This window comes from Planctomycetota bacterium (genome assembly GCA_016125255.1).
In the GTDB taxonomy this organism is placed as follows: domain Bacteria; phylum Planctomycetota; class Phycisphaerae; order Phycisphaerales; family Zrk34; genus RI-421.
The window spans coordinates 138,229-162,162 of the sequence record WGMD01000026.1 but is presented as its reverse complement, the minus strand read 5'-3'; the positions used below and the strand labels follow the sequence as shown (position 1 = coordinate 162,162).

Here is a 23,934-nt window from a genome sequence, read left to right as displayed (position 1 = left end):
TCGGCGCTAACGTACCCTTCACTCGGCGCCGGCCAGTCACTTTATGCGGGGTCGTGGGGTTGCCGGGGTGAACCGGATGACTCGCGGGAACAGCGGAGCGACGGGGGAAAGGCAAAAAAAATGGGCGATACTGGGCTCGAACCAGTGACCTCCTGCTTGTCGAGCAGGCGCTCTAGCCAACTGAGCTAATCGCCCGGGTCAGGCATGAAGAATAGATCGGTCGAATCGCCGGGTCAAGTTGGTTGATCAGCGGCGAAATCGAGCCACGCTTCGGGGAGGACTTCGAGCCACCATCGGCCGGAGCGGCGCTGGACGAAGACGCGGCAGCCGAAGACGGAGGTCAGCCGCTCGGGCGTGATGGTGTGCTCGGGGCGGCCGACAGCGGCGATGCGGCCGGCGCTGAGGAGCAGGACCTGATCGGTGCGGGGGCTCAGTTCTTCGACGTGATGCGTGACCATGATGACGGTCAGGTCGGGGTGGAGTTTGCGGAGGGTTTCGACGGTGGCGAGGACGCGCTCGCGGCCGGCGACGTCGAGGCCGGCGGTGGGCTCGTCGAGGATGAGCATGCGCGGCAGGTGAATGAGGGCACGGGCGAGAAGGGCGCGGCGTTTTTCGCCGGTGCTCATGACGCCGAGGCGCTGATCGCGGCGGTGCGCGAGGCCGACGGTTATGAGCAGATGGTCGGCGTGCTCGATCTGGTCGGGCGTGGGCGTGTCGTAGAGGCCGAGCGTGCCGAAGCAGCCGGTGAGGACGGCGTCGCGAGCGGACAGTTCCTCATCGACGCCGAACATCGCGGCGGGATCGACGACGGAGACTTCGCGGCGAAGCTGACGCACATCGGTCTGGCCGAGGCGATTGCCGAGGATGTCGACGGAGCCGGTCGTGGCCCACATGAACCCGGTGACGACGCGCATGAGCGTGGTCTTGCCGGACCCGTTTGGCCCGAGGATCGCGCACGATGCGCCGATGGGCAGCGTCCAGTCGACGTTGTCGAGAATCGTGATCTCGCCGCGGCGCACGCTGACGTTTCGCATCACGATAGCATGCCTGTTCGCATCACTCATCGGCCTCACGATATCAGATTTCCCGGCATGATCGAGGCGCGTATGATGAGTCATGCCGAGCTTGAAGGGACAGCTTCTGATTGCCGCGCCGGGATTGGTGGATCCGAATTTCGCGCAGGCGGTGGTGTTCATGGTGCAGCACAATCGCGAGGGGGCGATGGGGCTGATCATCAATCGGGCCACGGAGACGCCGCTTGCGGAAGTGTGGGAGCAGTTCAGCGAGGAGCCGACGAAGCTGGAGTTGCTGTTGCATTCGGGGGGTCCGTGCGAGGGGCCGCTGATGGTGCTGCATACGCACCGGCCGTTGGCGGATTTGCATGTGACGGGGCCGCTGCATTTTTCGAGTTCGGAGGATCATGTTCGGTCGCTGGTGTCGGAGGGGGTGACGCCGGCGAAGTACATTGTGGGTTATGCGGGATGGGGTCCGGGGCAGTTGGAATACGAGATGAAGGAGAATGCATGGCTCGTCGCGCCGGCGACGGTGGAGTTGGTGCTGCAATCGACGGAGGGGTTGTGGCAGACGCTATTGGAGAATTTCGCGTTGCCGCTGCGGCCGGCGGGGTTGGATGCGGCGATCGTGCCGGAGGATCCGAGCGTCAATTGAATGGGCGTTGCGGGGGCGGGGTGATGCGATTATTCATGAGCGAAGCGCGGGGCGATGCCCCGCCGCTAAACGGGGCGCATGTCGGCGCGGTTGGTGTCGCGCGGTGCGTTGACGGGCGATTTGCAGGAGTCGCTGGTTCAGTTCGCGCACCTTGTCGAGCCGGAGATACGGGAGTGAGGTCGAGGGGGCGACGCGAATGGCGATGGGGTTTCATGGCCCGCGCCAGAAGAGGAGCGCATCGCGGCGGATGGCTTCAATCAAGGCGGCGCTCAACAAAACGCCGACAATGATCCAAGCGGCTCGCTCGCTGACGAGGCGATTGGCGAGTAATAACAGGACCACCAGCGCCAGCAGGAATACTGCCGTGAATATCCATTCAACCGTTTTCGGATGGCGCGGCACGGGTGAGTCCATCCAGCGCACCATCAACGCAAGTCCGTAGAGCGGGTAGGCCACGAACCGTGCCTCATAGTATGACGACGCCATCGCCGCAATGGCCAGAAGCCAGCACAGCGCCAGACGGAAGCGTACGCTGCGCGACCAAAGGTGATGACGGTTTCGCATGAACGAACGCCTCGGAAGATCGGCGCAGTATAACCGGCGGCGGTGCGACACGTCGGATTCGTGCGGATCATTTTGCGAGGAGCGGAACGCGCCAGAGGGGTGTTGGGCGTTTTTCGCCGCTGAGATAGATGGTTTTGCCGTCGGTGCTGTAGCAGATGGCTTCGCCCTGTGCGAGGCGGGGCATGGGGAGTTGGCGGCCGGCGCGTTTGAGGGCGTCGGGCCAGGATTCGTTGTCGCGGCGGGTGAATTCGTAGGCGGGGCCGTAGGTGCCGATGAGCAGGCGGCGGCCGTCGGGGGAGAGGTCCATGCCGGTGGCCATGTTGATCCAGAGGGAGGCGATGCGGTGCGCGGTCTGGACGTCGGGGACCTTGTCCAAGTCGGGGAGCGGGAGCGTGAAGACGCCGCCGGCGCCGAGGATGACCTTGGTCATGAGCAGAATCTCATGCGTCGTCGGATCGACGGCGGCGCCTTCGACGTTGTGCGGCTTGTCCTCGTAACGGAAGGTCAGCACGGCGTCGGCGCGCAGCGTTTCGCGGCGGGCATGATCGGTCAGTTTCACGGCGGGCTCGCGCACGAAGATGAGGCGGCTGGCGGCATGACGCTCGTTGTTGTCGCCGGTGTCGGCGATCATGAGCCAGGATGTTTCGCCGAGTTTGAAGGAGGCGATGTCCTCCCAGTCGATGGCGCGGACGCCGAGGAGCGTGAACGCGGCGAGGTCTTCGCCGGCGGGGCCGACGGCGTAGATCGTCGCGGTGTCGCCGGAGTCGTTGTGGGTCCAGAGGATTTTTTCACCGAGGCGGCTGATCGCCAGACCGCTCACTTCGGTCAGATGCTCGTTGGCCAGATCGGCGACATGCTCGGGCGGACCGTATTCGATGTGCGGCTGCTCGTCGGCACAGGCGGGCGCGGTCAGCAGCAGCATGATTAGGATCGCGCGATTCACTTGGTCAGGGACTCCTGATCGACGGCGAACACGAGGAGGTAGCCCTGCTCGTTCGCCGCATCGTAGAGGAAGACGCGCTGGTAGTCGCCGATCGTAATGCGGTCGACGGCGGGATTGATCAGCCCGCCGACGTTCCACCACGGCGGCGGGCTCTTCGCCGCCTGCTGATACGACGCAAGCAGCGTCGGGTTCGGCTCGACGCGCACCATGCCGTGCAGCTTCACGATCGCGGCGGCGTCAGCGGGGGCGACATGAAAGCGGATCATGTAGACATTGTTCGGCCCGTCGTACTCGATTTTCTTACGCACCTCCGAAAGCGACGCGGGCACGGGCGAGGCGACGACCTTGCGGACGAGGAGCCAGACCGGCGGGTCGAACATGAGCTTCATCACGCTGAAGGGGACGGCGAAGGTGATGACGGCGATGAGGATCGGGACGAGGGGGCGACGCCAGGGGCCGCGCTGCCCGCGGCGTGCGACGACGACGAGGCCGACGAAGAAGACGGCCATGATGAGTCCGATGAACGCACCGAAGACGGGGCCGGACCATGGATCGCGGAAGATCGCTCCGCCGACCATGCCGCCGATGACGGTGCATCCGACGATGTGACGCGCCTCGAATTTCATGCTTCTTCAAACAGCCCGTCGTCATCGGGGGGCGAGATGGAGAGGCCCATATGTTCGACGGCCCGGCGCGTCAGTTGACGACCGCGGCGCGTGCGGGCGAGGAAGCCGAGCTGGAGCAGGTAGGGCTCGACCATGTCTTCGAGCGTGCCGGCGTCTTCGTTGAGCGTGGCGGCGATGGCTTCGAGGCCGACGGGCCCGCCGCGGTAGATGTCGGCGATGGTGGTCAGGTACATGCGATCGATTTCATCGAGGCCCAGCGCATCGACGCCTTCGAGGGACAGGGCGTCGTTGACGGTTTTGGTGTCGAATCGGCCGGCGCATTTGATCTGCGCGAAATCGCGCACGCGTCGGAGCAGACGATTGGCGACGCGCGGCGTGCCGCGGCTGCGGGCGGCGATGATGGCCAGCGCATCCTCGGCAGCTTTTTCGATGCCGAGCAGGCGGGCGCTGCGTGCGAGGATCGAAAGCAGGTCGCGCTCGGAGTAGAACTCCAGGTGATGCGTGATGCCGAAGCGCGAGCGCATCGGGCCGGACAGAAGACCGGCGCGCGTCGTCGCGCCGATCAATGTGAACGGGGCGAGCGGGAGGGTGATGGTTTTGGCGTGCATGCCCGAATCGACGACGAACTCGACCTTGAAATCCTCCATCGCCGAGTAGAGATATTCCTCGAGCGCGACGGGGAGCCGGTGGATTTCATCGATGAAGAGCACATCGTGTTTTTGCAGCTTCGTGAGCGTGCCGACGAGGTCGGAGCCCTTGGTGAGGGCGGGGCCGGCGGTGACGGTCAGGTGGGCGCCCATTTCGTTGGCGATGACGTGGCTGAGGGTCGTTTTGCCCAGGCCGGGCGGGCCGTGCAGGAGGACGTGCTCCATGGCTTCGCCGCGCTGTTTGGAGGCGTGGAGCGCGATGGAGAGTTTTTCGACGAGCGTGGGCTGGCCGACGTATTCGTTCATCCGCTGCGGGCGCAGCGTCTGCGTCGCTTTGTCCTCCATGTCATCGACGGGGGCGGCGGAGATGATGCGCTGTTTGGCCATGCGGGAAGTTTATCACAAAGCGTCGCGGCTCAGGCGTCGTCCGCTTCGACCTCGACGGGCTGGGGAAGGTGATGGCCGAGCTTGGCGTACACCGGGAGCATCAGGGCGCGGAGGCGGCGGAACTGCGTCAGGAAAAGTCCGGCGGCGACGAGCGAGACGATGCCGACGCACATCACGGTCCAGCGCGGCCCCAGATGTTCGGGCTCGGCGAGGAATCCGCCGAGCAGCGCTCCGAACGGCGCCATGCCGATGAACGCCATCGAGAAGAAGCTCATCACGCGCCCCCGCCGCTCGTCATCGACGACCGTCTGAAGAATCGTGTTGCTGGCGGCCATCTGCGTGACGATTCCCATCGACCCGAACAAGCGCATCAGCGCGGCGACGTAAATGTTGCTCGTCATCGAAAAGACGATCATCGACACGCCGAGCAGTCCGCAGCCCATCGGCAGGAATTTGCCCAGTCCCAGCACGCCCGGGCGCATCGTCAGATAGCCGGCCCCGATGAGCGCGCCGAGGCCCGAGGCGCCCATGAGAAAGCTGTACGTCGATTCGTCGCCGCCGAGGATGTCCTTGGCGTAGACGGGCATGAGCGTGGTGAAGCACATGCCGGTGATGCTCGCCATGGTCAATAGAAGCATCAGCGCCCGGATCGGGGGGAAACCGTAAGTGAAGTCAAAACCATCGCGAAACGAGGCGAAGAGCGATTCTTTTTTGCGGGCGATGGCGACGGGATTGAGCCGCATCATCATGAGCGCGGCGATGGCGGCGATGTACGTCGCGCCGTTGATGGCGAAGCAGACGCCTTCGCCGGCCACGCCGATCAGGGCCGCGCCGATCGCCGGGCCGATCATGCGCGCCAGGTTCACCAGCGAGCTGTTGAGCGCGATGGCGTTGCCGATGTCCTGCCGGTCGTCGATCATCTGAAGCATGAAGGCCTGGCGGCTGGGGATGTCGAAGGCGGCGATGCAGCCGAGCGTGATGCTCAGCACGATGATCTGCCACACTTGAATGTGCCCGCTCAAGGTCAGCGCGGCGAGGACGAAGGCCTGAATCATGGCCAGCGTCTGCGTGACCATGATGAGGCGATGCCGGCGGACGCGATCGCTGACGACGCCGGCGATCGGGCCCAGCGCGAGAATCGGGGCCTGACTTAAAAAGCCGACGAGTCCGAGCATGAACGCCGAGCCGGTGATGCGAAACGTCAGCCACGGCAGCGCGACCTGCTGAAGCCACGTGCCCATGAGCGAGATGCCCTGCCCGTAGAAGAACAGCCGATAGTTGCGATGCCGCAGGGCGCGGACGGCGTTGTGAAGCGCTTGAGGTTTGAGGCGGGGTAAGAGAGCCATTAGCGCCGTCCCTGGCGGAGCATGGTGTCGTAGTCTTTGTGCGAACCGATCCAAAACCAGATCGCCGTATCGCCTTGCACCTCGGCCAGCGCCCGGTCGTCCCGTGTGACGCGCACGGACCAGACGTTGCCGGCGATCTTCTTAAAGTGGAGCGACGGATGAAACGGATCGCTGCGCCAGAGGCGAAATTGCTTCAGTGAGGTGTCTTGAATCGTCTGAGGAAGCTGTTCCAGCAGGCGACGGAAGGCGGGCGTCGTCTTGGCGTTCACAGCAGATCGTCCAACTCTCGCAGGTCATCGGCCGCAGGCGCATTCATCACATCGTCGAGCTTCCCCGCCGCGACGTCGCGTTTCATCTGCTCGTCCCACGCATCGTCGGACCAGCCGTGCAGCCACGCCATCAGTTCGGCGCGCTGCTCGAACGGCAGTTGCTCGATGTCGTGCTTGATGCGTTCGAGGATGGTCATGGCGTCACTCCGTCGGACGCGACATTATAGCCGCGGCGTCAGACCGGCTGCGTCCGGCGTTCGGCTTCGAGGAGGTCGTCGTAGGTTTCGCGGCGGCGGATGATGGTCGCGCTGTCGCCGGCGACGAGGACCTCGGCGGGGTTGGGCATGGTGTTGTAGTGAGAGGCCATGACCATGCCGTAGGCGCCGGCGGTGAAGATCGCCAGCAGGTCGCCGCGCGCGACCATGGGCATGAGCCGATCCTTCGCCAGCACGTCGCCGGTTTCACAGATGGGGCCCACCACGTCGGCGGGCTCGAGGCCGGTGTTGCCCGGATCGGCGGCGCGCTTCGCGGGGACCTGCTGCGGGGCGACGTTCGTGGGCCAGATGAAGTGGAACGCGTCGTACATCGCGGGGCGGACAAGGTGGTGCATCCCGCTGTCGACGATGACGAACTTCTTGCGCCCGCCGGTCTTCACGTAGAGCACGCGCGAAAGCAGGATGCCCGCATTGGCGGCAATGGTGCGGCCGGGTTCGAGAATGACCTTGAGCCCCTGCCCGCGCAGGAGCGGCACGATGTCCTTGGCGTAGGTGTCATACGAAGGCGACTTGCCGGATTCGTAGTCCGCGGCGTAGCCCCCGCCGATGTCGATGGCGTCGATGGTGTAGCCCTTGCCGCGCAGGTCGGCGATCAGGTCGAGGGCTTTTTTGATGGCCAGCACGTAAGGTTCGGCGGAATAGATTGGAGAACCGATGTGCAGATGAATCGCGCGGAGGCGGCAGTGCGCATCGTGACCATACTTTTCGAAAAAGCGGCGGGCCCGGTCGATGTCGACGCCGAACTTCGTTTCCTTCTTGCCGGTCGTCGTTTTGGCGTGCGTGTTGGGGTCGGCGACATCGGGGTTGACGCGGAGCGCGGCCTGCGTGTGCTGACCGGCGGCGCGGGCGATCGCCGAGATGTTCTCGAATTCGGCTTCGGATTCGATGTTGAAGTAGCCGATGCCGGCATCGAGTCCCTGACGGATTTCCGCGTCGGTCTTGCCCACGCCGGCGTAGACGATCTTGCTCATGGGCACGCCCGCCGCACGCGCCCGGTGCAGTTCGCCCCCGCTGACGACGTCCATGCCGGCGCCCCGCTCCGCCAGCAGCTTCACGATGTGCATGTTCCCGCAGCTTTTGATCGAGTAGCAGATGAGCGGATCAAGCTCGGCGAAGGCCTTGGCGATCTGGTCGTAGTGATGCTCGAGCGTGCGGCGGGAATAAACATACAGCGGCGTGCCGACCTTGCCGGCCAGCTCATCGACGTTCACCTCTTCGCAAAACAGTTGGCCGTCGCGATATTGAAACCAGTCCATGACTTGCATGCTCCAGAGTGCGGGAGCGGACATTGTAGGGGGCGGGGGGACTTAAGTCCCCCCGCCTCGGTCCGATGCGAACGCTTGCGGGCGCTGCTAGAATATCGCCCGATGACGATGCTCTTCCCCGACCTGAATATCGACGCGGTCATCGCCGGCGAAGCCCGGCTCACCGCCGCGCAGGCCCTCGATCTGTACCTGCATGCGGAACTGCATGATCTGGGCGAGTGGGCCGCGGCCGTGGCGAATCGGCTGCACGGCGACCGCGTCCGCACCTACGTCATCGACCGCAACGTCAACTACACCAACGTCTGCTCCGCAAGCTGCACGTTCTGCGCCTTCTACCGCAAGGAAGGCGACACCGAAGCGTACGTCCTCAACACGAAACAGCTTCACGACAAGCTGCGCGAGCTGTCGGACATCGGCGGGACGCAGGTGCTTCTGCAAGGCGGGATGCACCCGGGCCTGCCGCTGAGCTGGTACGAGGACATGCTCGCGGCGATGCGGGCCGAGTTCCCGAACATTCATCTGCATGCCTTCAGCCCCCCCGAGTTCGTCGAGTTCACGGCCGTGTGCGACATCGAAGGGTTCCCCACGACCGCGCCGGGCGAGGGGCACACGATGGACCGCGCGACGTGGCTCGAAAAACTCGCGGTGATCATGCGCCGGCTCATGGACGCGGGGCTGGCGAGCATCCCCGGCGGCGGCGGCGAAATCTTTCCGCCCCATGTCCGCCGCCGCATCGGCCAGGGCAAGGCCAGCGGGGAGCAGTGGCTCGACGTGATGCGCACCGGGCATCAACTGGGCATGAACACCTCCAGCACCATGATGTTCGGCCACATCGAAGGCATCGCCGACCGCATGATGCACATGCAGATGATCCGCGAGGCACAGGACGAGGCGATCAAAAAGCGCTGGCCGGGGCGCTACATGAGCTTCATCACCTGGCCGTTCCAGCCCGACAACACGCCGCTGGGCAAGCTGCCGCGCTTCGACCGCGAGAGCGGCGAGCCGTTCCCCGGCGACGTGCTCGCCGAGGCGGTGATGCGCGGCGACGTGGACCCGACGGACAAGGCGGCGTGCCAGAAAATCGCGCCGCATCACAATCGCATGATCCGCCTCGCCGGCGCGACCGATTATCTCCGCACACAGGCGATCGCCCGCCTGTTCCTCGACAACATTCACAGCATCGGCAGCTCGTGGGTCACGATGGGCCCGAAGATCGGACAGATCGGCTTGTTCTTCGGGGCCAATGACATGGGCAGCGTCATGATGGAGGAGAACGTCGTCAGCTCGGCGGGGACGACGTACTGCCTCAACGAAGCGAGCATCTGCCGGCTGATCCGCGACGCCGGTTTCGTCCCGGCGCAGCGCGACAATGCGTATCGGATTTTGAAGACGCATGAACACGACGGGCCGGACACGCGCGTGAGCAACTGGGCCGAGCACCGCCCCGCCGCCAGCGCGTTCGCCCCCCCGCCGGAGCAGATGAGCAAGCCCGTGACGCTGACGGTCGGCGATGCCCAACGCAACTAGAGAAGCGGAGCCGCGATGGACTCATCGAAAAAAGGATGGATCACCGCTTCCGTGCTGACGATCGCGCTGGGCATCGCGTGGCTGCTCAACAACATGCACATCATCCGCGGCGTCGATTGGGTATGGACCATCCTGCTGGCGATCGTCGGCATTCTGACGATCGTGCTCGGCGGCATCAACAAGCTGTCGATCGTCGTTGGTCCTTTCATGATCGTCGCCTCGGTGCTGTCGGTGATGCGGCAGACGGGGCACCTGAGCTTCGATCAGGAAGTGCCGACGCTCGTCATCGTGCTCGGCGCTCTGATGTTCGTCGCCACCGTGTTCCCCGTGCCCAAGCCCGCATGGATGGATGAAAAGCACCCGCCCGCCCCGTAGCAATCTCCCAGTAAAGGAAGGATCATGACTCGTTCGGCCAAACTCGCACAATCGGATGTTCAGGCGCATCTGTGGACGCGGCGTCGCATGCTCAAGACGCTCTTCTGCTCAAGCGCCCTGCTTGCGATGAATCTCGATGTGCGGAAGCTGAGCGCGGCCGACATCGCGGCGGCGGACGATCTGCACTGGCTGGCCATCGGCGACTTCGGCAGCGCGAGCAAGGCGCAGACGCAGGTGGCGAAGATGATGGCGGGGTATCTGAAGCAGCTTGAGGTCAAGCCGACGGGGCTGCTGCTGCTGGGCGACAATTTCTACGGGAAGATGCCCGGCGGGCTCAAGTCCGAGCGATGGGAAAGCGGATTCGAGAAGATGTATCCCAAGAGCGTCTTTGACTGCCCGTGCCCCGCCGTGCTGGGCAATCACGATTACCGCGATCAGCCCGGCAACAACGAAGTGCAGGTCGCGTACACCAAGACGGCCGGGACGCGCTGGAAGATGCCCCATCCGTGGTACCGCATGGACGTGCCCGGCAAGGACGGCAAGCCGCTGGTGACGTTCCTGTTCATCGACACGAATCTGCCCAGCGTCAAGAACGAACTGGGCGCCCCGGCGGGAAGTCAGCACTGGCCCACGCTCAAGCCCTCGGAGGCGGACGAGCAGTGGAAATGGATCAGGACGCAGCTCGCCGCCGATCGCGCGCCGTGGACAATCTGCATCGGCCATCACCCCGTCTACTCCAACGGGCAGCACGGCGACACGAAGGGACTTGTCGACGACCTGGCCCCGCTGCTTCAGGAACATGGCGTGCAGCTTTACCTTTGCGGCCACGATCATGACATGCAGCACCTGGAGCTTGAAGGCCTCAAAACCAGCTTCGTCGTCTCCGGCGGCGGCGGGGCCGGCGTCCGCGAACTCAAGAACAAGGAACGCCCCGCCTTCGGCCTGAACACCAACGGGTTCACCCACATGCACCTCAACGCCCAGCGCTTCGTCATCCGCCACTTCAACGAGCATGGCGAACAGATTCACGCCTTCGAGAAGAAGATCACCGGGGAATTCAAGGTGCTCTCGGCGTAATGATGGTGTCAGCAGTCAGGCGTCAGGTATCAGCCAAGACCGTAGCAATCCTTCCGGCTGACCGCTGATGCCTGTCCGCTGAATTACGACAACTTGAGTTTCCGCCGGCCGCGGCCTTCGCTCATGATGACGAGCACCTGCTGAGTGATCGAGCACTGGCGGATGACGTCGTTGAGGATGGCGACGAGTTCGATGCTTTCGTCCTGATCGACGACGCCGTCGATGCTCGCTTTGCGGACGGCCGAGAGCGAGCGGCCGGCGCCGCGCACGGCGGCGATCGCCGAATCGAGCGCATCGTCGATGTCGATCTTCCCGTCCGCGTTGACATCGAGTTCGGCTTCGAGGTTGTAGCAGCGCCAGGCGGTCCCGGCGACGAAGGCGCTCAAGAGCGCTTCGACGGCCAGCGGGTTGTGAAGATGGCGCACGAGCAGACGCACGGCGTTGAAGTCCGGCTCGCTCTCGCCGCGGATCCAGCGGTACACCGTTGACGGCGCCACGCCCGTCAGGTCTCCGACCTCGCGCGCGGTGGTGAGCTTGTCATCGATGATGCGCTGAAGCGTTTTTGCGAGCATGCCCGGCTCCGTGAGATGCGATAGGGGGAACGAATCGCCATCGTACCGCAAGCGGGCCGGGCTGTCATGGATTTGAACCGCGCAAATAACAGGCGGCGCCGGTCAAGGCGCCGCCCGCGTAGCTTTCTCCAATGGGGGGTCGGGATCAGTGACCGCAGCCGCAGCCGCCGTTGCCCTTCTTGGGCGTCGAGCAGGGCTGCTGAGCCGGGGCGGCCTGCGGCTTGGCGGCGGGCTTGGCGGGCGCGGGGGTCTGGGGCTTGGTCTGCGTGTTTTGAGCGGCCATGGTGGCCTCCTGTGGTGAATGCCCGCGCATCCAATGTGCGACGGGCGAGACGGATCGCCCACCGTGCCAACACGGCCCGATGCGGCGATCAGAATGTCCATTTGTGTTGCCCGTCACGCCCCGCGGTTACCAGCCGGCCGCACCGCGGGATTCAACGGGCTGAAGATCAACCACTAACGGTCGGTCCTGTCAAGAAGCACGGGCGGGGTGTGCGAAACTGCCGGGCTTTCGCGCCAGCGGACAGACACCCACCGCTTCTTGTGATCATTCATATGCGGCGTTTTGACAAAGGCAAGTCCCGGCGGGAGAACCCGCGAGGGCCGATTCTAACCATGCCCGTTCACGACGGCTTTGCCTTTCAATGACCATTGACAAATGCCTAATGCCTAATGACCAATGCATTTGTCATTAGGCATTAGGCATTTGTTATTGGTCAAGTCGAACCAACTTTTGTCATGCCACCGCCGCCTTACGCCCGCTGGACCGGCTGCGTTTGGCGGGCGGGCGTTTGATGGTCACGACGACCGCGGGCTCCGCCGCCGGCGTCGCGGCGAGCTTGAGCATCTCGGCGGCCTGGAGGCGCGTCGTGTTCGTGGCGTTCTTGCCGGTAAGCATCTCGGCCAGTTCGTCGATGCGGGCGGACTCGTCGGCGAGCGGCTGCACATCCGTGCGCGTCTGCCCGCGGGCGACGGACTTGCTGATCCGCAGATGATGATCGGCGAAGGCGGCGATCTGCGGCAGGTGCGTGATGCACAAGACCTGATGATGCGCGGCGAGGCGGCGGAGTTTGTCGCCGATGACGGTCCCCATGCGCCCGCCGATGTTGGCGTCGATCTCGTCGAAGACCAGCACGCTGATGCGATCCGCCTGCGCGGCGATCGATTTGACGGCGAGCATGACGCGGCTCAGTTCCCCGCCGCTGGCGACTTTGCGAAGCGGGCGGCCCGGCTGACCCGGATTCGTCCGCACCATGATCTCCACCGCGTCGAAACCGCTGGCCGCATCCTCGGCCGCGTCATCAAGGCCGGTGAACTCCACCTCGAATCTCGCCCCGCTCATGCCCAGTTCGTTGAGCTCCGATTCCACCAGCGGGCAAAGCTTCTCGGCGGCGGCCCGGCGGCGCAATGACAATTCCTCACCAACGCGGCGAAGCTCCGCCAGCACCGGCGCCATCTGCTCGTCGATCGACGCCAGGTCCTCGCTCTCGCCGCGCAGGCGGTCGATGTCCTCCTGAATCCGCCGGCGATATTCGATGACTTCATCAAGCGAGCTGGACCCGTACTTGTGAATCAGCCGGTTGAGCACGTTGAGCCGTTCGCTGACTTCGGCCAGCTCGGCGGGGTCGAGGTCGAGACGATTGAGGTATCGGCTCAGTTCGTAAGCCGCATCCTGCACGACCGCCGCCGCATCGCGCAAACTCGCCGCCACCGGCGCGATCTGCTCGTCCAGTTCGCTCAGTTCGCTCACCACGCCCATGACCGTCTGCAATCGATCGACGACCGCGCCCTCCGATTCGTAGAGCGCGGCGTAGGCCGACCCGGCGTCGCGCATGACTTTTTCGAGGTTGGCGAGCAGGCGATGGCGCGATGAGAGTTCATCGAACTCCCCCGCCGTCGGCTCGGCGGCGTCGATTTCGCCGGCCTGAAATTCGTAAAGCTCAAGCTGCTGGCGGCGCAGCGACTGCGACGCGGCCAGCTCGTCGCGCCGGTGCTGAAGGTCATGCAGCTTGCGGTGACAGACGCCGAACTGTTCGCGGAGCGCTTCGGTCTGCGCGAAACGGTCGAGCATGACCAGCTGATGGGCCGGCTTGAGGAGGTACTGATGATCGTGCTGCCCATGCACGTCGACGAGCAGTTCGCCGACGGCACGGAGCATCCCGGCGGTGGCGGGTTGACCATTGATCGACACGGACGTGCGGCCGGACTCGAAGAGCTTGCGGGTGATGAGCAGTTGTTCGGGCGTGCGTTGGGGGTCCAGATCGAGGTCGGCCAGTTCATTGATCGCGCGGATCACGGCCGGGTCGCGCAGCTCGAACACCCCGCTGATGCGCCCGGTGTCAGCCCCGGCCCGAAGCATGTCGCCGGCCGAGCGGAGCCCGAGCAGAATCTCGAACGCCCCGATCACCAGACTCTTGCCCGCCCCGGTCTGCCCGGTGAAGCAGTTGAGCCCGGTGCGAAGGTCGATGGCCGCATCCTCAATGACCGCCAGATTGTTGATATGCAGTTCCCGCAGCATCCTTGCCGGACCTCCAGAAGAGGGTATGGCGGTAGTGTAATGTTAGGGATCGGGTGGAGTCAAGAACCGGCTTGAAAATTCGGAGGGGAATGACCAATGACCAAGCACCAATGACCAAGGGAATGTTCAAAGCACCAATGTCAAAATAGAAGGCCGTAGGCCGTTCCTTCCTTGGTCATTGGGATTTGGTCATTGGTCATTTTCGCCATCACGCGGGCTTGTGCCAGCGGACGTTTTCGCGGATGTAGGTGTGCTGGGCGAGCGCGTCGGCGCAGTGGGCGAGGAAGGCGTCGATTTGGTCGGGGGTGTCGATGAGTTCGACGATGACGGGCAGGTCGTCGGAGAGTGCGAGGACGTGCTGATGATGGATGCGGCGGTGCTGGCCGAAGCCGAGGACGGCTTTGCGGACGGTGGCGCCGCCGAGTTTCATGGCCAGGGCCTGCTCGACGAGCCATTCGTAGAGCGGTCGGTCGCCGTCGAATGCGGTTTCGGTGAGGTAGATGGTCAGACGTTCGGCCTGCACGCTTTGATGGGGCATGGCATCGGCTCCGTCAGATTATGGGGGAAAGGCGATGCGTCCGAGCACGAGGCCGACGTACACCGCCAGCACGCCGAGCACGACGGACCCGAGGAGGTTGCCGAGGGCGGCGGCGTAGCGCTGCTTTTCGATAAGATCGAGCGATTCAAAACAGTAGGTGCTGAACGTCGTCAGCGCGCCGATGAAGCCGATCATCACGGCCGAGCGCATCGCCGGTCCGCCCATCGAAGTGCCGGCCCGGTTGGCGAAGAAAATGGCGAGGAATCCGATCATGGCGCAGCCGACGAGGTTGGCGATGAGGGTGCCGATGGGGAAGGTGCCGCCGAAGGCGATCTGCGCGAATCGGGCCAGGCCGAAGCGCGCCAGCGCTCCGAGCGACCCGCCGACGGCGATGGCGACAAGTGAACGGACCATGGCGTGACTGTACGGCCTTGTGGCGAAATCGGCAAGACAAGCGGCCGGCGCGGCACAAACGCCCGACCCCGCCCCCGCCGCGTCCGCCCGAGGCGTTCATTTCGATATAATGACGCATCATGTTCGCACGCCGATTCATCCTGCTCGCGCTGCTGGCGGCGATGGCGATCGGATCGGGGTCCGGGGCACAGGAACGAACCGCCTCGACGCCCGACCGCCGCGCCATCGTCATCGTCCCCATCCACGGCGAGATCAACGACCTGACCCGCGACTTCCTGGAGCGATGCATCACGCTGGCCCAAAACCAGAACGCCAAGGCCATCGTGCTCGACATTCAAACGCCCGGCGGCCTCGTCTCCAGCGCCATCGACATCTCGACCCGCCTCAAGCATCTCAAAGACATCCGCACGGTCGCATGGGTCAACCACGAAGCCATCTCCGCCGGCTCGCTCATTTCGCTGGCGTGCAACGAGATTGTCGTCTCGGCCCGGTCGAAGATCGGCGACTGCGCGGCGATCATGGTCGGACCGCAGGGGATGCAGAGTCTGGGCGAAACCGAACGCGCCAAGATCGACAGCTACATTCTCGCCGAGTTCCGCGATAGTGCCTCGGCCAACGGGTACCCCCTGCCGCTGGCGGAGGCGATGGTGACGCTCGGCCCGGCGGTGTATCGCATCTCCAACGAAGCGAAAGGCGAATCGAAATTCGTCACCGCCAACGACCTGCACCTCTACGATCTGACCGCGCCCACCGGCGAGACGAAGGAGAAGACGTCGACGGACGACACGAAGCCGACCGAGGAAGCGGCAAAGGAAGCCGCACCGGCGCCGGCGGCGGATCAGGGATGGAAGATCGACAAGAAGGTGCTCGACAAGGATCACCTTTTGACCATGCTCGGCGCGGAAGCGATCGAATACGGATTCGCCAAAAAGCAGATCGACACGGACGAAGAGCTTGCGGCGTATCTGGGCGGGACGACGGCGGATATCGAGCGTCAGGAAACCAACTGGTCGGAAGACTTGGTGACGCTTTTGACGAATCCGGTTCTGCGCGTGCTGCTGGTGGTGATCATGCTGATGGGGCTGTATGTCGAGATGCAGTCGCCGGGCGTGGGGCTGCCGGGCGCGGTCGCGCTCGTCGCGGCGGCGGTGCTGTTCGGCGCGCCGTTTCTGACGGGACTCGCCAACGTCATCGACCTGGTGCTCATCGCCATCGGGTTCGTGCTATTGATGATCGAACTGTTTTTGATTCCGGGATTCGGCGTGACGGGCTTTACGGGACTGGCGCTGATGTTCATCGGGCTGCTGATGACGTTCGTGCAGAGCGAGCCGGGGCCGGGCGTGATCCCGACGCTGCCGGGGACGTGGGCGATGCTCGAGACGGGGCTGCTGTCGATCGTCGCGGCGATGGCGGTGACGGCGGTGGGGTTTTATTTCGTGACCAAGCATTTCGGGCGGATTCCGATCGCCAACCGGCTGGTGCTCACGGCCGGCGTGACGCCGGGCGCGGCCAGCGGGAGCGCTTCGCCGTCGACGCCGCGCCCGCCGGAGGTCCAAGTGGGCCAGACGGGTCGCGTGGTGATGCAGCTCAAGCCGGTCGGTCGCGCGGAATTCGACGGGCGACTCGTGGACGTGGTGTGCACGGGCCGATGGATCGAGCCGGGCAAGACGGTGCGGATCACGCAGGTGAGCGGCAACTACATCGTGGTCGAGGAGGCGTGAACATGGGTGCATGGGCGGGCTTACTGATTATGGCGGCGATCGCGTTGTTCGTGATCGAACTGTTCGTGCCGAGCCACGGCGTGCTGGGGCTTTTGTCGCTGGCGTCGCTGATCGCGGCGGTGGTGTGCCTGTTCAGGATTGATGCGACGCTGGGGATGGTGGGGCTGCTGGCGTCGCTGATCGCGGTGCCGGCGGCGATCAATGTGGCGCTGAAGGTGTTTCCCAACACGCCGGTCGGGCGATTGCTGATCCTGCGGGCGGAGCACGCCCCGGCGATGCACACGGTCCAATATGACAAGACGCGCGACGCGGACCCGCAGGGGCTCGTCGGCAAGGAAGGCGAAGTGGTATCGGACCTTCGGCCGGTGGGGATGTGCCAGATCGACGGGCAGCGGGTCGAATGCATGAGCGTCGGCGGCACACTGGAGCGCGGCACACGCGTCAAAGTCACGGCGGTCAACGGCATCGAAGTGCGCGTGCAGCGGGCGTGATGCATTTGCTTAGCGGCGGGGCCACGCCATCGCTTCGGGTTATATGTTGAGGATATGCCCATGCAATTGAAGGCACTGGAAGCCGCCATTGCCGCGTTTCAGATCCCGGCGGGTGCGTGGATATTCATCGTCCTCGCGTTGGCTTTCGCGTGGTTCTACCTTCCGGTCATCCCCGCGATCGCGATGGCGCAGATGGCGGGCGTGCGCGTTCCTATCAATCAATTGGCGGCCATGCGCATGATGAAAGTGCCTGTGCGAAAGGTCGTGTACGTCTACATCCGGTCGCAAAAGGCCGGGCTGGAGGTAACGTTGCATGATCTGCAGATTCATCACCTGGCCCGCGGCGACATCGAAACGACGGTGGACACGATGATCGCTGCGAAGGAGGAGAATCGACCGGTCACATGGGACGAAGCGGCGGCGGCGGACCTGGTGATGACGTACAAGAATCGCCGCGGCGGGTAGCAATGCCGCGCGGAGCAATATCCCGCCGCTGAACGGGAAATCAACATGCGGCGTGCCCTCCGCTGATGCCTGCGGGCGGATCGTCCGATACAATGGGAACCCTTATTCACGCTTTGACCGATTGGGAGGGTTCCGTGTCCGCGACCAATAAAACCGCACTCATCACCGGCATCACCGGGCAGGACGGGTCCTACCTCGCGGAGCTTCTACTCCGCAAGGGGTACACCGTGCATGGCCTGATCCGCCGCTCCAGCAGCTTCAACACCGACCGTATCGATCATCTGTATCGCGATCCGCATCTGCCCGACGTCAAGCTTCGCCTGCACTATGGCGATCTGTCCGACGGCAACGGACTCCGCCGCGTGCTGGACATGACGCAGCCGGACGAGGTGTACAACCTCGGCGCTCAAAGCCACGTCCGCGTCAGCTTCGACGCACCCATCTACACCGGCGACATCGTGGCGATGGGCACCGTCCGCATCCTCGAAGCGATTCGCGAATATCAGGACGACACCGGCAAGACCGTGCGTTTCTATCAGGCGTCCAGCAGCGAGATGTACGGCAAGGTGATCGAGACGCCGCAGAAGGAGACCACGCCCTTCTATCCGCGCAGCCCGTATGCGGCGGCGAAGGTGCACGCGTACTGGATCACCGTCAACTACCGCGAAGGTTACGGCATGCACGCCAGCAATGGGATTCTCTTTAACCACGAATCCCCCCGCCGCGGCGAGACGTTCGTCACGCGCAAGATCACGCGCGCCGTCGGACGCATCAAACATGGGCTTCAGGACAAACTCTATCTGGGCAACATCGACGCCAAGCGCGACTGGGGATTCGCCGGGGACTATGTCGAGATGATGTGGCTCATGCTTCAGCAGGACACGCCCGACGACTACGTCGCCGCCACCGGCGAGACGCACGCCGTCCGCGAGTTCCTCGAAAAGGCCTTCGGCGCGGTCGACCTCGATTACAAGGATTTCGTGCAACAGGACCCGCGCTACATGCGGCCGACCGAAGTGGACCTCCTGCTCGGCGACGCGACGAAGGCGAAGGCGAAGCTCGGATGGAAACCCAAAGTGAGTTTCGATGAGCTGGTGCGCATGATGGTCGACGCCGACATGGAGCTTGCGGCGCGCGAGCGGACGCTGCGCGACGCCGGTCACGTTCTTCCCGCCACCTTCGGACACGACCAGTCATGATCCCCTGGAGCAATCTGCGTGTCACCGTCACCGGGGGCGCCGGCTTCGTCGGCCGGGTCGTCTGCGAAAAGCTGCGCCAGCGCGGATGCACCCGCATTGATGTGCCCCGCCGCTGCGACTACGACCTGACGGAGGAAGCGGACGTCGCGCGGATGTACGACGATCTTTCGCCGGACGTGGTGATTCACCTCGCCGCGGAAGTCGGCGGCATCGGGGCGAATCGCGATCATCCGGGGCGCTTTTTCTATGCGAACATGGCGATGGGCCTGCACCTCATCGAGCATGGCCGCCGGCGCGGACTTCGCAAGTTCGTGCAGACCGGCACCGTCTGCGCCTATCCGAAATTCACGCCCGTCCCCTTCCGCGAGGAAGAGCTTTGGAACGGGTATCCCGAAGAGACGAACGCCCCGTACGGCATCGCTAAAAAGTCGCTGTTCGTCATGCTCGACGGCTATCACCGCGAGTATCAGTTTCCGGGGGTCGTCGTCGTGCCGGTCAATCTGTATGGCCCGGCGGACAACTTCGATCTGCATACGAGCCATGTCATCCCCGCATTGATCCGCAAGTGCGTCGACGCCGCCGAGCGCGGCGATGAAGCGATCACCTGCTGGGGCACCGGCAGCGCTTCGCGCGAATTTCTCTACGTCGATGATGCGGCGGAGGGCATTCTCGTCGCGGCGGAAAAAATGGAGGACCCCACGCCGATCAATCTCGGCACGGGTCAGGAGATCACAATCAAAAACCTCGTGGAACTCATCGCGCGTCTGTGTGACTTCCGGGGGCGCATCGAATGGGACGCCACCAAGCCCGATGGCCAGCCGCGGCGCTGTCTCGACACGAGCCGCGCGGAAAGGATGCTCGACTGGCGGGCGCAGGTCGGATTTGAAGAAGGCCTGAAGCGCACGATCGAATGGTACAAACAGCAGGACAGCGTGCGCGAAGTGCGATACGGATAATGGGGAGAGGGGATGGGGGAAAGGGGTTGGGGGAAAGCACCCCCTTCCCCCTTCCCCCAACCCCCTTCCCCCTCTCACCATGAAACTCCTTTTCGTCAATCAGTTCTACGCCCCCGACTTCGCCGCCACGGCTCAGATTCTCGCGGACCTCGCCGAGCATCTGGCGTCGCACGGGCATGAAGTGCATGTGCTGTGCAGTCGGGGCAAATATGACGACGGCACCGCCCGCCCGACGCCGCGCGAGGAAACGCTCAACGGGGTGCATGTGCATCGCCTTTCCGCCCCCGGCTTCGGCAAGTCGAATATGCTCGGGCGCATTGTGGACTATGCCGCGTTTCATCTATTGTGCGGCGGATGGATGCTCGCGCACGGCGATCGCTTCGATGCGATCGTCACGCTGACGACGCCGCCGCTGATCGGACTCTACGCGACGTTCGTGCGGACGAAACATATTTGCTGGGCGATGGACCTGCACCCCGATGTCGAATTCGAATTGGGCATCTGGAGCCGAAAGCATCCTGCCTGGCGCTTCCTGCATTTCCTCAACGCCTTGCACTTCCGCCGGGCCGACGCCACCGTCGCGCTCGGCGAGGCGATGAAGGATCGGCTCGCGGAAAAAGGCGTGGAGCGCGAGCGCATCGTGGTGATTCCGCCGTGGAGCCGGGCCGATCAGATTCGCGTCATCGACGCCGCCGCCTCGCCCCTGCGCCGTGATCAGAAACTCGACGGCAAATTCGTCGTCATGTACTCCGGCAACGCCGGCCTGATCCATACCTTCGACGCCGTCCGCGCCGCGATGCGCGAACTGGCGAACGATCCGCGATTCGCCTTCGTGTTCATCGGGTCCGGTCGCCGGCTTGAGGAGATCACCGAGCCGTGCCTCAAGCTCCCGTATCAGCCGCGCGACGGGCTGAGCGAAACGCTCGGTGCGGCGGATGTGCATCTGGTGACGCTGCGCAATGGCATGACCGGCACCGCCGTACCGAGCAAGCTTTACGGCATCATGGCCGCCGGACGCGCCGCGATCTTCCTCGGCCCCGCCGACGCTGACACCGCCCTGGACCTCCGCGCCGCCGAGTCCGGCTTCGTGCTCAAAGGCGATGACAGCGCCGGTCTCGTCGCCGCACTTCGCCGCCTCGCCGACAACCCCGCCGAGTGCGAACAACTTGGCCGCAACGCCCGCGCCGCCTTCGAGCAGAGCTACGAACATCAGGTCTGCTGCGAGCAGTTTGAGGGGCTGTTGGAAAGCGTCGTCGGTTGACGTATTCTGTCGCTCATGGAATGGCCAAACATCTGGGCGCCGTGGCGCATCAACTACATCAAGGGCCTCGGCTCCGCTGAGCCCGACATCTCCGATGCCCCCCGCTGCTTCCTCTGCGAAGCGCAGACGGCGACGGACCGCGATGCCGAACTGCTCGTCCTCCACCGCGCCGAAGCCGGGTTCATCATCCTCAACCGCTACCCCTACACGAACGGCCACCTCCTCGTCGCGCCCAACGCCCACATCGCCGACCTGCCCGACCTGTCCGCCGCCGATCGTCACGCCCTGATGGACCTGACCGTCCTCGCCGAGCGCGTGATTGCGACGACGTTCAACCCGCAGGGCGTGAACATCGGCGTCAACATCGGCCGCTGCGCCGGCGCCGGCCTCCCCGGTCATCTGCATGTGCATCTCGTCCCCCGCTGGGGCGGCGACACCAACTTCATGAACGTCATCGCCGGCGTCCGCGTCAGCCCCCAGGCGCTGGAGGAATCCTACGAGGAAATGAAGGCGGTCCTGCCGAAGGTGCTTGATTTGGTGTAGGTCCCCGTTTAGCCGCGACCCGCAGGGGAGCGCTTCCGGTCGCGCTCCCCTGCGGGTCGCGGCTAAACAATCACGATTCGCACCCAAGATGTGCATCTAACCGTCCATCGGATATCCGCGCCAATAAAAACGACGGCCTTTCGGCCGTCGTTCATCTTCTCCCGACTTTCTTGAACGGGCAGGTCTGTGTCAGGCCGCGGCGGGGGGATCGAAGCGGATGCCGATCTCGTAGCCGGTGGCGAGGGGGGATTCGTTGGCGTCTTCGGTGCGGACGGGCAGGCAGCGGACGACGTGGCCGAACATTTCGAACCCGGTGTCGGAGCCGTGCGGCTGAAAGTAGACGGCGATGCGCTCTTCGGACCCCAGCGGCACATCGCTGATGACGCCGAGTCCGCCTTCGGACATGTTGCGCAGGCGCAGCGAGCAGACGGGATGGCGGTAGGCGTTGACTTCATGATCCCGGCGAAGCGCGGTCACGCAGCCGCCAAGGTCATGACGCAAATCGCGGCGGCGGTCGAACCGATAGACGGTCGGCTCGGGAACATCCGAATCACGATCAGGCACGATGGCAAGTTTTTCGGTAGCGTTTACCATATGGATGCCTCACCTGACGGAGCGGTGTGCTCCGGTCTCACAGTCACCATCGACCGAACAACCGGCACAGTTAACCTGCCTTAACACCCGGCGCGAAAAATAATGAGTCAACCGTCCCACCCATCGAAATCACCTGCCCAAAACCGCGGCATCGTCTACCTCGTCGGCGCCGGCCCGGGCGATCCGGGGTTATTGACCGTCCGGGCCGCCGAGTTGATCCGCACGGCGGATGTCATCGTTTTTGATGCACTGGCCAATCCCGTGCTCCTCGCGCAGGCCCGGCCGGATGTCGAGTTCATCGACGCAGGCAAGCGGGCCAAGTCCCATAAGCTCACGCAGGACGAGACCAACGCCCTGCTCGCTGCGAAGGCCCTCGCCGGCAAGACCGTCGTGCGGCTCAAGGGGGGCGACCCCTACGTGTTCGGACGCGGGTCGGAGGAGGCGATGTATCTCTACGAGCGCGGCGTGCGCGTCGAGATGGTGCCGGGCATCACCGCCGCCATGGCCGGCCCCGCCTACGCCGGGATCCCCGTGACCCATCGACAGGTCGCCACGACCGTGACGTTCATCACCGGTCACGAAGACCCCACCAAGCCCGAAACGCAGATCGACTATGACGGCTTGGCGAAACTCGCGCAGACCGGCGGGACGCTGTGCTTTTACATGGGCATGGGCCGGCTCGGCATCATCGTCGATGCGTTGACGAGCCGGGGCGTGTCACCTCAGACGCCCGCCGGCGTCGTCCAATGGGGCACGCATCCGCATCAGCGCTCGCTTCGCACCACACTCGACCAACTCGCCGCCGAAGTCGAAGCGGCGGGCCTTGGCGCCCCGGCGATCATCATCATCGGCCCCGTCGTCGCGGTCGACCCCGATGGCGCATTGCGATGGTTCGAGCAGCGCCCGCTTTTCGGCAAAACCGTGCTCATCACGCGCACGCGTCATCAGGCGTCGGAGCTGCGCATGAAGCTCGAAGCCCTCGGCGCCGGCGTGCTCGAAGCACCGACGATCGAGATCGTGCCCCCCGCTGATTGGTCGCCGATCGACAGCGTCATTCGTCATCTCAACGACTATGACTGGCTGATTCTCACGAGCGTCAACGGCGTGGCGGCGCTGCGCGAGCGGCTCGATCATCTGACCCTCGATGCGCGGCATCTGGCGGGCGTGAAGATCGCCGTCATCGGCGACGCCACCGCCGCCGCGATGCGCGCGATGGGACTTCGCCCGGACCTGGTGCCGACCCAGTTCGTCGCCGAGTCGCTCGCCGCCGACCTGATCGCGCAGGGCCCGGTCGCCGGGGAGCGCATCCTGATGTTGCGGGCGGACATCGCGCGGCCGGTGCTGGCGCAGAAGCTCGCCGATGCGGGGGCGAGCGTCGATGATGTGTCGATCTACGAAACGAAGACGTCCGCGGCGCTGCCGGACGAGGTGATCGAAGCGCTGCGCGAAAAGAAAGTCGACTACGTGACGTTCACCAGCAGCTCGACCGCAAGCAACTTCGTGGAATTACTCGGGAAAGATCGTGAAATTCTCGAATTTGTAAAAATTGCAAGCATCGGCCCGATCACTTCGCAGACCGCACGTAACCTCGGGCTTGATGTGCACATCGAAGCGACGACGTACAACATCGACGGCCTGATCGCCGCCATCGTCGCCGCCGCAACTTGACCGCTTTACCGGACTCACTTAGGGT

Annotated in this window: 26 protein-coding genes and 1 tRNA gene; 12 read left to right on the top strand and 15 right to left on the bottom strand. The window is 64.3% G+C overall.

What is annotated here, in order from left to right:
• Window positions 1–121: 121 nt before the first annotated feature.
• Together GC162_17745 and GC162_17740 are read right to left on the bottom strand one after the other, a co-directional pair.
• Window positions 122–195, bottom strand: a tRNA-Val gene (locus GC162_17745).
• Between the two features lie 38 nt (window positions 196–233).
• Window positions 234–1,235: an ATP-binding cassette domain-containing protein gene (locus GC162_17740; GenBank protein ID MBI1370482.1), complete on the bottom strand. Its 1,002-nt coding sequence runs from the start codon at window positions 1,233–1,235 to the stop codon at window positions 234–236.
• Here GC162_17740 and GC162_17735 point away from each other — a divergent pair.
• The gene (locus tag GC162_17735; GenBank protein MBI1370481.1) at window positions 1,117–1,668 is read left to right on the top strand and encodes a YqgE/AlgH family protein; all 552 of its coding nucleotides are present in this window, start codon (window positions 1,117–1,119) and stop codon (window positions 1,666–1,668) included. The two genes, GC162_17740 and GC162_17735, sit on opposite strands and share 119 nt — an antisense overlap.
• 210 nt (window positions 1,669–1,878) lie before the next feature.
• On the opposite strand, the gene GC162_17730 is transcribed toward GC162_17735, so the two are convergent.
• The 8 genes from GC162_17730 to lysA all read right to left on the bottom strand — a co-directional run bounded on the left by GC162_17730 (window position 1,879) and on the right by lysA (window position 7,981).
• Complete coding sequence (locus tag GC162_17730; GenBank protein ID MBI1370480.1) at window positions 1,879–2,232, bottom strand: hypothetical protein; 354 nt, start codon at window positions 2,230–2,232, stop codon at window positions 1,879–1,881.
• 67 nt (window positions 2,233–2,299) lie between these two features.
• Window positions 2,300–3,154, bottom strand: a complete 855-nt coding sequence (locus GC162_17725) for a hypothetical protein (GenBank protein ID MBI1370479.1) — start codon at window positions 3,152–3,154, stop codon at window positions 2,300–2,302.
• A gap of 17 nt (window positions 3,155–3,171) precedes the next feature.
• Entirely contained in the window at window positions 3,172–3,801 is a 630-nt protein-coding gene (locus GC162_17720; protein MBI1370478.1) for a hypothetical protein, read from the bottom strand.
• Window positions 3,798–4,835 carry a Holliday junction branch migration DNA helicase RuvB gene (gene ruvB, locus GC162_17715; GenBank protein ID MBI1370477.1) on the bottom strand — a complete coding sequence of 346 codons (1,038 nt, stop codon included), beginning with the start codon at window positions 4,833–4,835 and terminating at the stop codon, window positions 3,798–3,800. The genes GC162_17720 and ruvB overlap by 4 nt, the downstream gene beginning before the upstream one ends.
• Window positions 4,836–4,864: 29 nt before the next feature.
• Window positions 4,865–6,181, bottom strand: a complete 1,317-nt coding sequence (locus tag GC162_17710; protein ID MBI1370476.1) for an MFS transporter — start codon at window positions 6,179–6,181, stop codon at window positions 4,865–4,867.
• Entirely contained in the window at window positions 6,181–6,450 is a 270-nt protein-coding gene (locus GC162_17705; protein MBI1370475.1) for a hypothetical protein, read from the bottom strand. Before GC162_17705 ends, GC162_17710 begins: the two co-directional genes overlap by 1 nt.
• On the bottom strand, window positions 6,447–6,647 hold the full coding sequence (locus GC162_17700; protein ID MBI1370474.1) for a hypothetical protein: 201 nt from the start codon (window positions 6,645–6,647) through the stop codon (window positions 6,447–6,449). The genes GC162_17705 and GC162_17700 overlap by 4 nt, the downstream gene beginning before the upstream one ends.
• Before the next feature lie 38 nt (window positions 6,648–6,685).
• Complete coding sequence (gene lysA, locus GC162_17695) at window positions 6,686–7,981, bottom strand: diaminopimelate decarboxylase (protein MBI1370473.1); 1,296 nt, start codon at window positions 7,979–7,981, stop codon at window positions 6,686–6,688.
• Here lysA and GC162_17690 point away from each other — a divergent pair.
• Genes GC162_17690 through GC162_17680 form a run of 3 tightly spaced genes read left to right on the top strand, consistent with a single transcriptional unit; the run spans window position 7,865 to window position 10,969 of the window.
• On the top strand, window positions 7,865–9,517 hold the full coding sequence (locus GC162_17690) for a radical SAM protein (protein ID MBI1370472.1): 1,653 nt from the start codon (window positions 7,865–7,867) through the stop codon (window positions 9,515–9,517). The genes lysA and GC162_17690 overlap by 117 nt on opposite strands.
• Window positions 9,518–9,532: 15 nt before the next feature.
• On the top strand, window positions 9,533–9,892 hold the full coding sequence (locus tag GC162_17685) for a hypothetical protein (protein ID MBI1370471.1): 360 nt from the start codon (window positions 9,533–9,535) through the stop codon (window positions 9,890–9,892).
• A 24-nt stretch (window positions 9,893–9,916) separates the two neighbouring features.
• A complete protein-coding gene (locus GC162_17680) occupies window positions 9,917–10,969 on the top strand; it encodes an acid phosphatase (GenBank protein ID MBI1370470.1) in 1,053 nt (350 codons plus the stop codon).
• An 83-nt stretch (window positions 10,970–11,052) separates the two neighbouring features.
• On the opposite strand, the gene GC162_17675 is transcribed toward GC162_17680, so the two are convergent.
• The 4 genes from GC162_17675 to crcB form a co-directional block, all read right to left on the bottom strand.
• On the bottom strand, window positions 11,053–11,541 hold the full coding sequence (locus tag GC162_17675) for a helix-turn-helix domain-containing protein (GenBank protein MBI1370469.1): 489 nt from the start codon (window positions 11,539–11,541) through the stop codon (window positions 11,053–11,055).
• A gap of 736 nt (window positions 11,542–12,277) precedes the next feature.
• Entirely contained in the window at window positions 12,278–14,059 is a 1,782-nt protein-coding gene (gene recN, locus GC162_17670; GenBank protein ID MBI1370468.1) for a DNA repair protein RecN, read from the bottom strand.
• Window positions 14,060–14,267: 208 nt separating this feature from the next.
• On the bottom strand, window positions 14,268–14,597 hold the full coding sequence (locus GC162_17665; protein ID MBI1370467.1) for a DUF190 domain-containing protein: 330 nt from the start codon (window positions 14,595–14,597) through the stop codon (window positions 14,268–14,270).
• Window positions 14,598–14,615: 18 nt separating this feature from the next.
• Window positions 14,616–15,011, bottom strand: a complete 396-nt coding sequence (gene crcB / locus GC162_17660) for a fluoride efflux transporter CrcB (GenBank protein ID MBI1370466.1) — start codon at window positions 15,009–15,011, stop codon at window positions 14,616–14,618.
• A 119-nt stretch (window positions 15,012–15,130) separates the two neighbouring features.
• On the opposite strand from crcB, the gene GC162_17655 reads away from it, so the two are divergent.
• From GC162_17655 to GC162_17625, 7 genes are all read left to right on the top strand, one after another.
• A complete protein-coding gene (locus GC162_17655) occupies window positions 15,131–16,732 on the top strand; it encodes a hypothetical protein (protein MBI1370465.1) in 1,602 nt (533 codons plus the stop codon).
• The gene (locus GC162_17650; protein ID MBI1370464.1) at window positions 16,660–17,223 is read left to right on the top strand and encodes a hypothetical protein; all 564 of its coding nucleotides are present in this window, start codon (window positions 16,660–16,662) and stop codon (window positions 17,221–17,223) included. The genes GC162_17655 and GC162_17650 overlap by 73 nt, the downstream gene beginning before the upstream one ends.
• 54 nt (window positions 17,224–17,277) lie before the next feature.
• Complete coding sequence (locus tag GC162_17645; GenBank protein ID MBI1370463.1) at window positions 17,278–17,688, top strand: hypothetical protein; 411 nt, start codon at window positions 17,278–17,280, stop codon at window positions 17,686–17,688.
• A 92-nt stretch (window positions 17,689–17,780) separates the two neighbouring features.
• Complete coding sequence (gene gmd / locus GC162_17640; protein MBI1370462.1) at window positions 17,781–18,887, top strand: GDP-mannose 4,6-dehydratase; 1,107 nt, start codon at window positions 17,781–17,783, stop codon at window positions 18,885–18,887.
• The gene (locus tag GC162_17635; GenBank protein MBI1370461.1) at window positions 18,884–19,843 is read left to right on the top strand and encodes an NAD-dependent epimerase/dehydratase family protein; all 960 of its coding nucleotides are present in this window, start codon (window positions 18,884–18,886) and stop codon (window positions 19,841–19,843) included. The genes gmd and GC162_17635 overlap by 4 nt, the downstream gene beginning before the upstream one ends.
• A 79-nt stretch (window positions 19,844–19,922) precedes the next feature.
• On the top strand, window positions 19,923–21,104 hold the full coding sequence (locus tag GC162_17630; GenBank protein ID MBI1370460.1) for a glycosyltransferase: 1,182 nt from the start codon (window positions 19,923–19,925) through the stop codon (window positions 21,102–21,104).
• Between the two features lie 15 nt (window positions 21,105–21,119).
• Window positions 21,120–21,647 (top strand): HIT domain-containing protein, encoded by a 528-nt coding sequence (locus GC162_17625; GenBank protein ID MBI1370459.1) that lies wholly within the window; start codon window positions 21,120–21,122, stop codon window positions 21,645–21,647.
• Window positions 21,648–21,836: 189 nt separating this feature from the next.
• On the opposite strand, the gene GC162_17620 is transcribed toward GC162_17625, so the two are convergent.
• Window positions 21,837–22,241 carry a hypothetical protein gene (locus tag GC162_17620; GenBank protein MBI1370458.1) on the bottom strand — a complete coding sequence of 135 codons (405 nt, stop codon included), beginning with the start codon at window positions 22,239–22,241 and terminating at the stop codon, window positions 21,837–21,839.
• Window positions 22,242–22,343: 102 nt separating this feature from the next.
• Between GC162_17620 and cobA the strand changes: the two genes are divergently transcribed.
• Window positions 22,344–23,909 carry a uroporphyrinogen-III C-methyltransferase gene (gene cobA, locus GC162_17615; GenBank protein ID MBI1370457.1) on the top strand — a complete coding sequence of 522 codons (1,566 nt, stop codon included), beginning with the start codon at window positions 22,344–22,346 and terminating at the stop codon, window positions 23,907–23,909.
• Window positions 23,910–23,934: the final 25 nt, after the last annotated feature.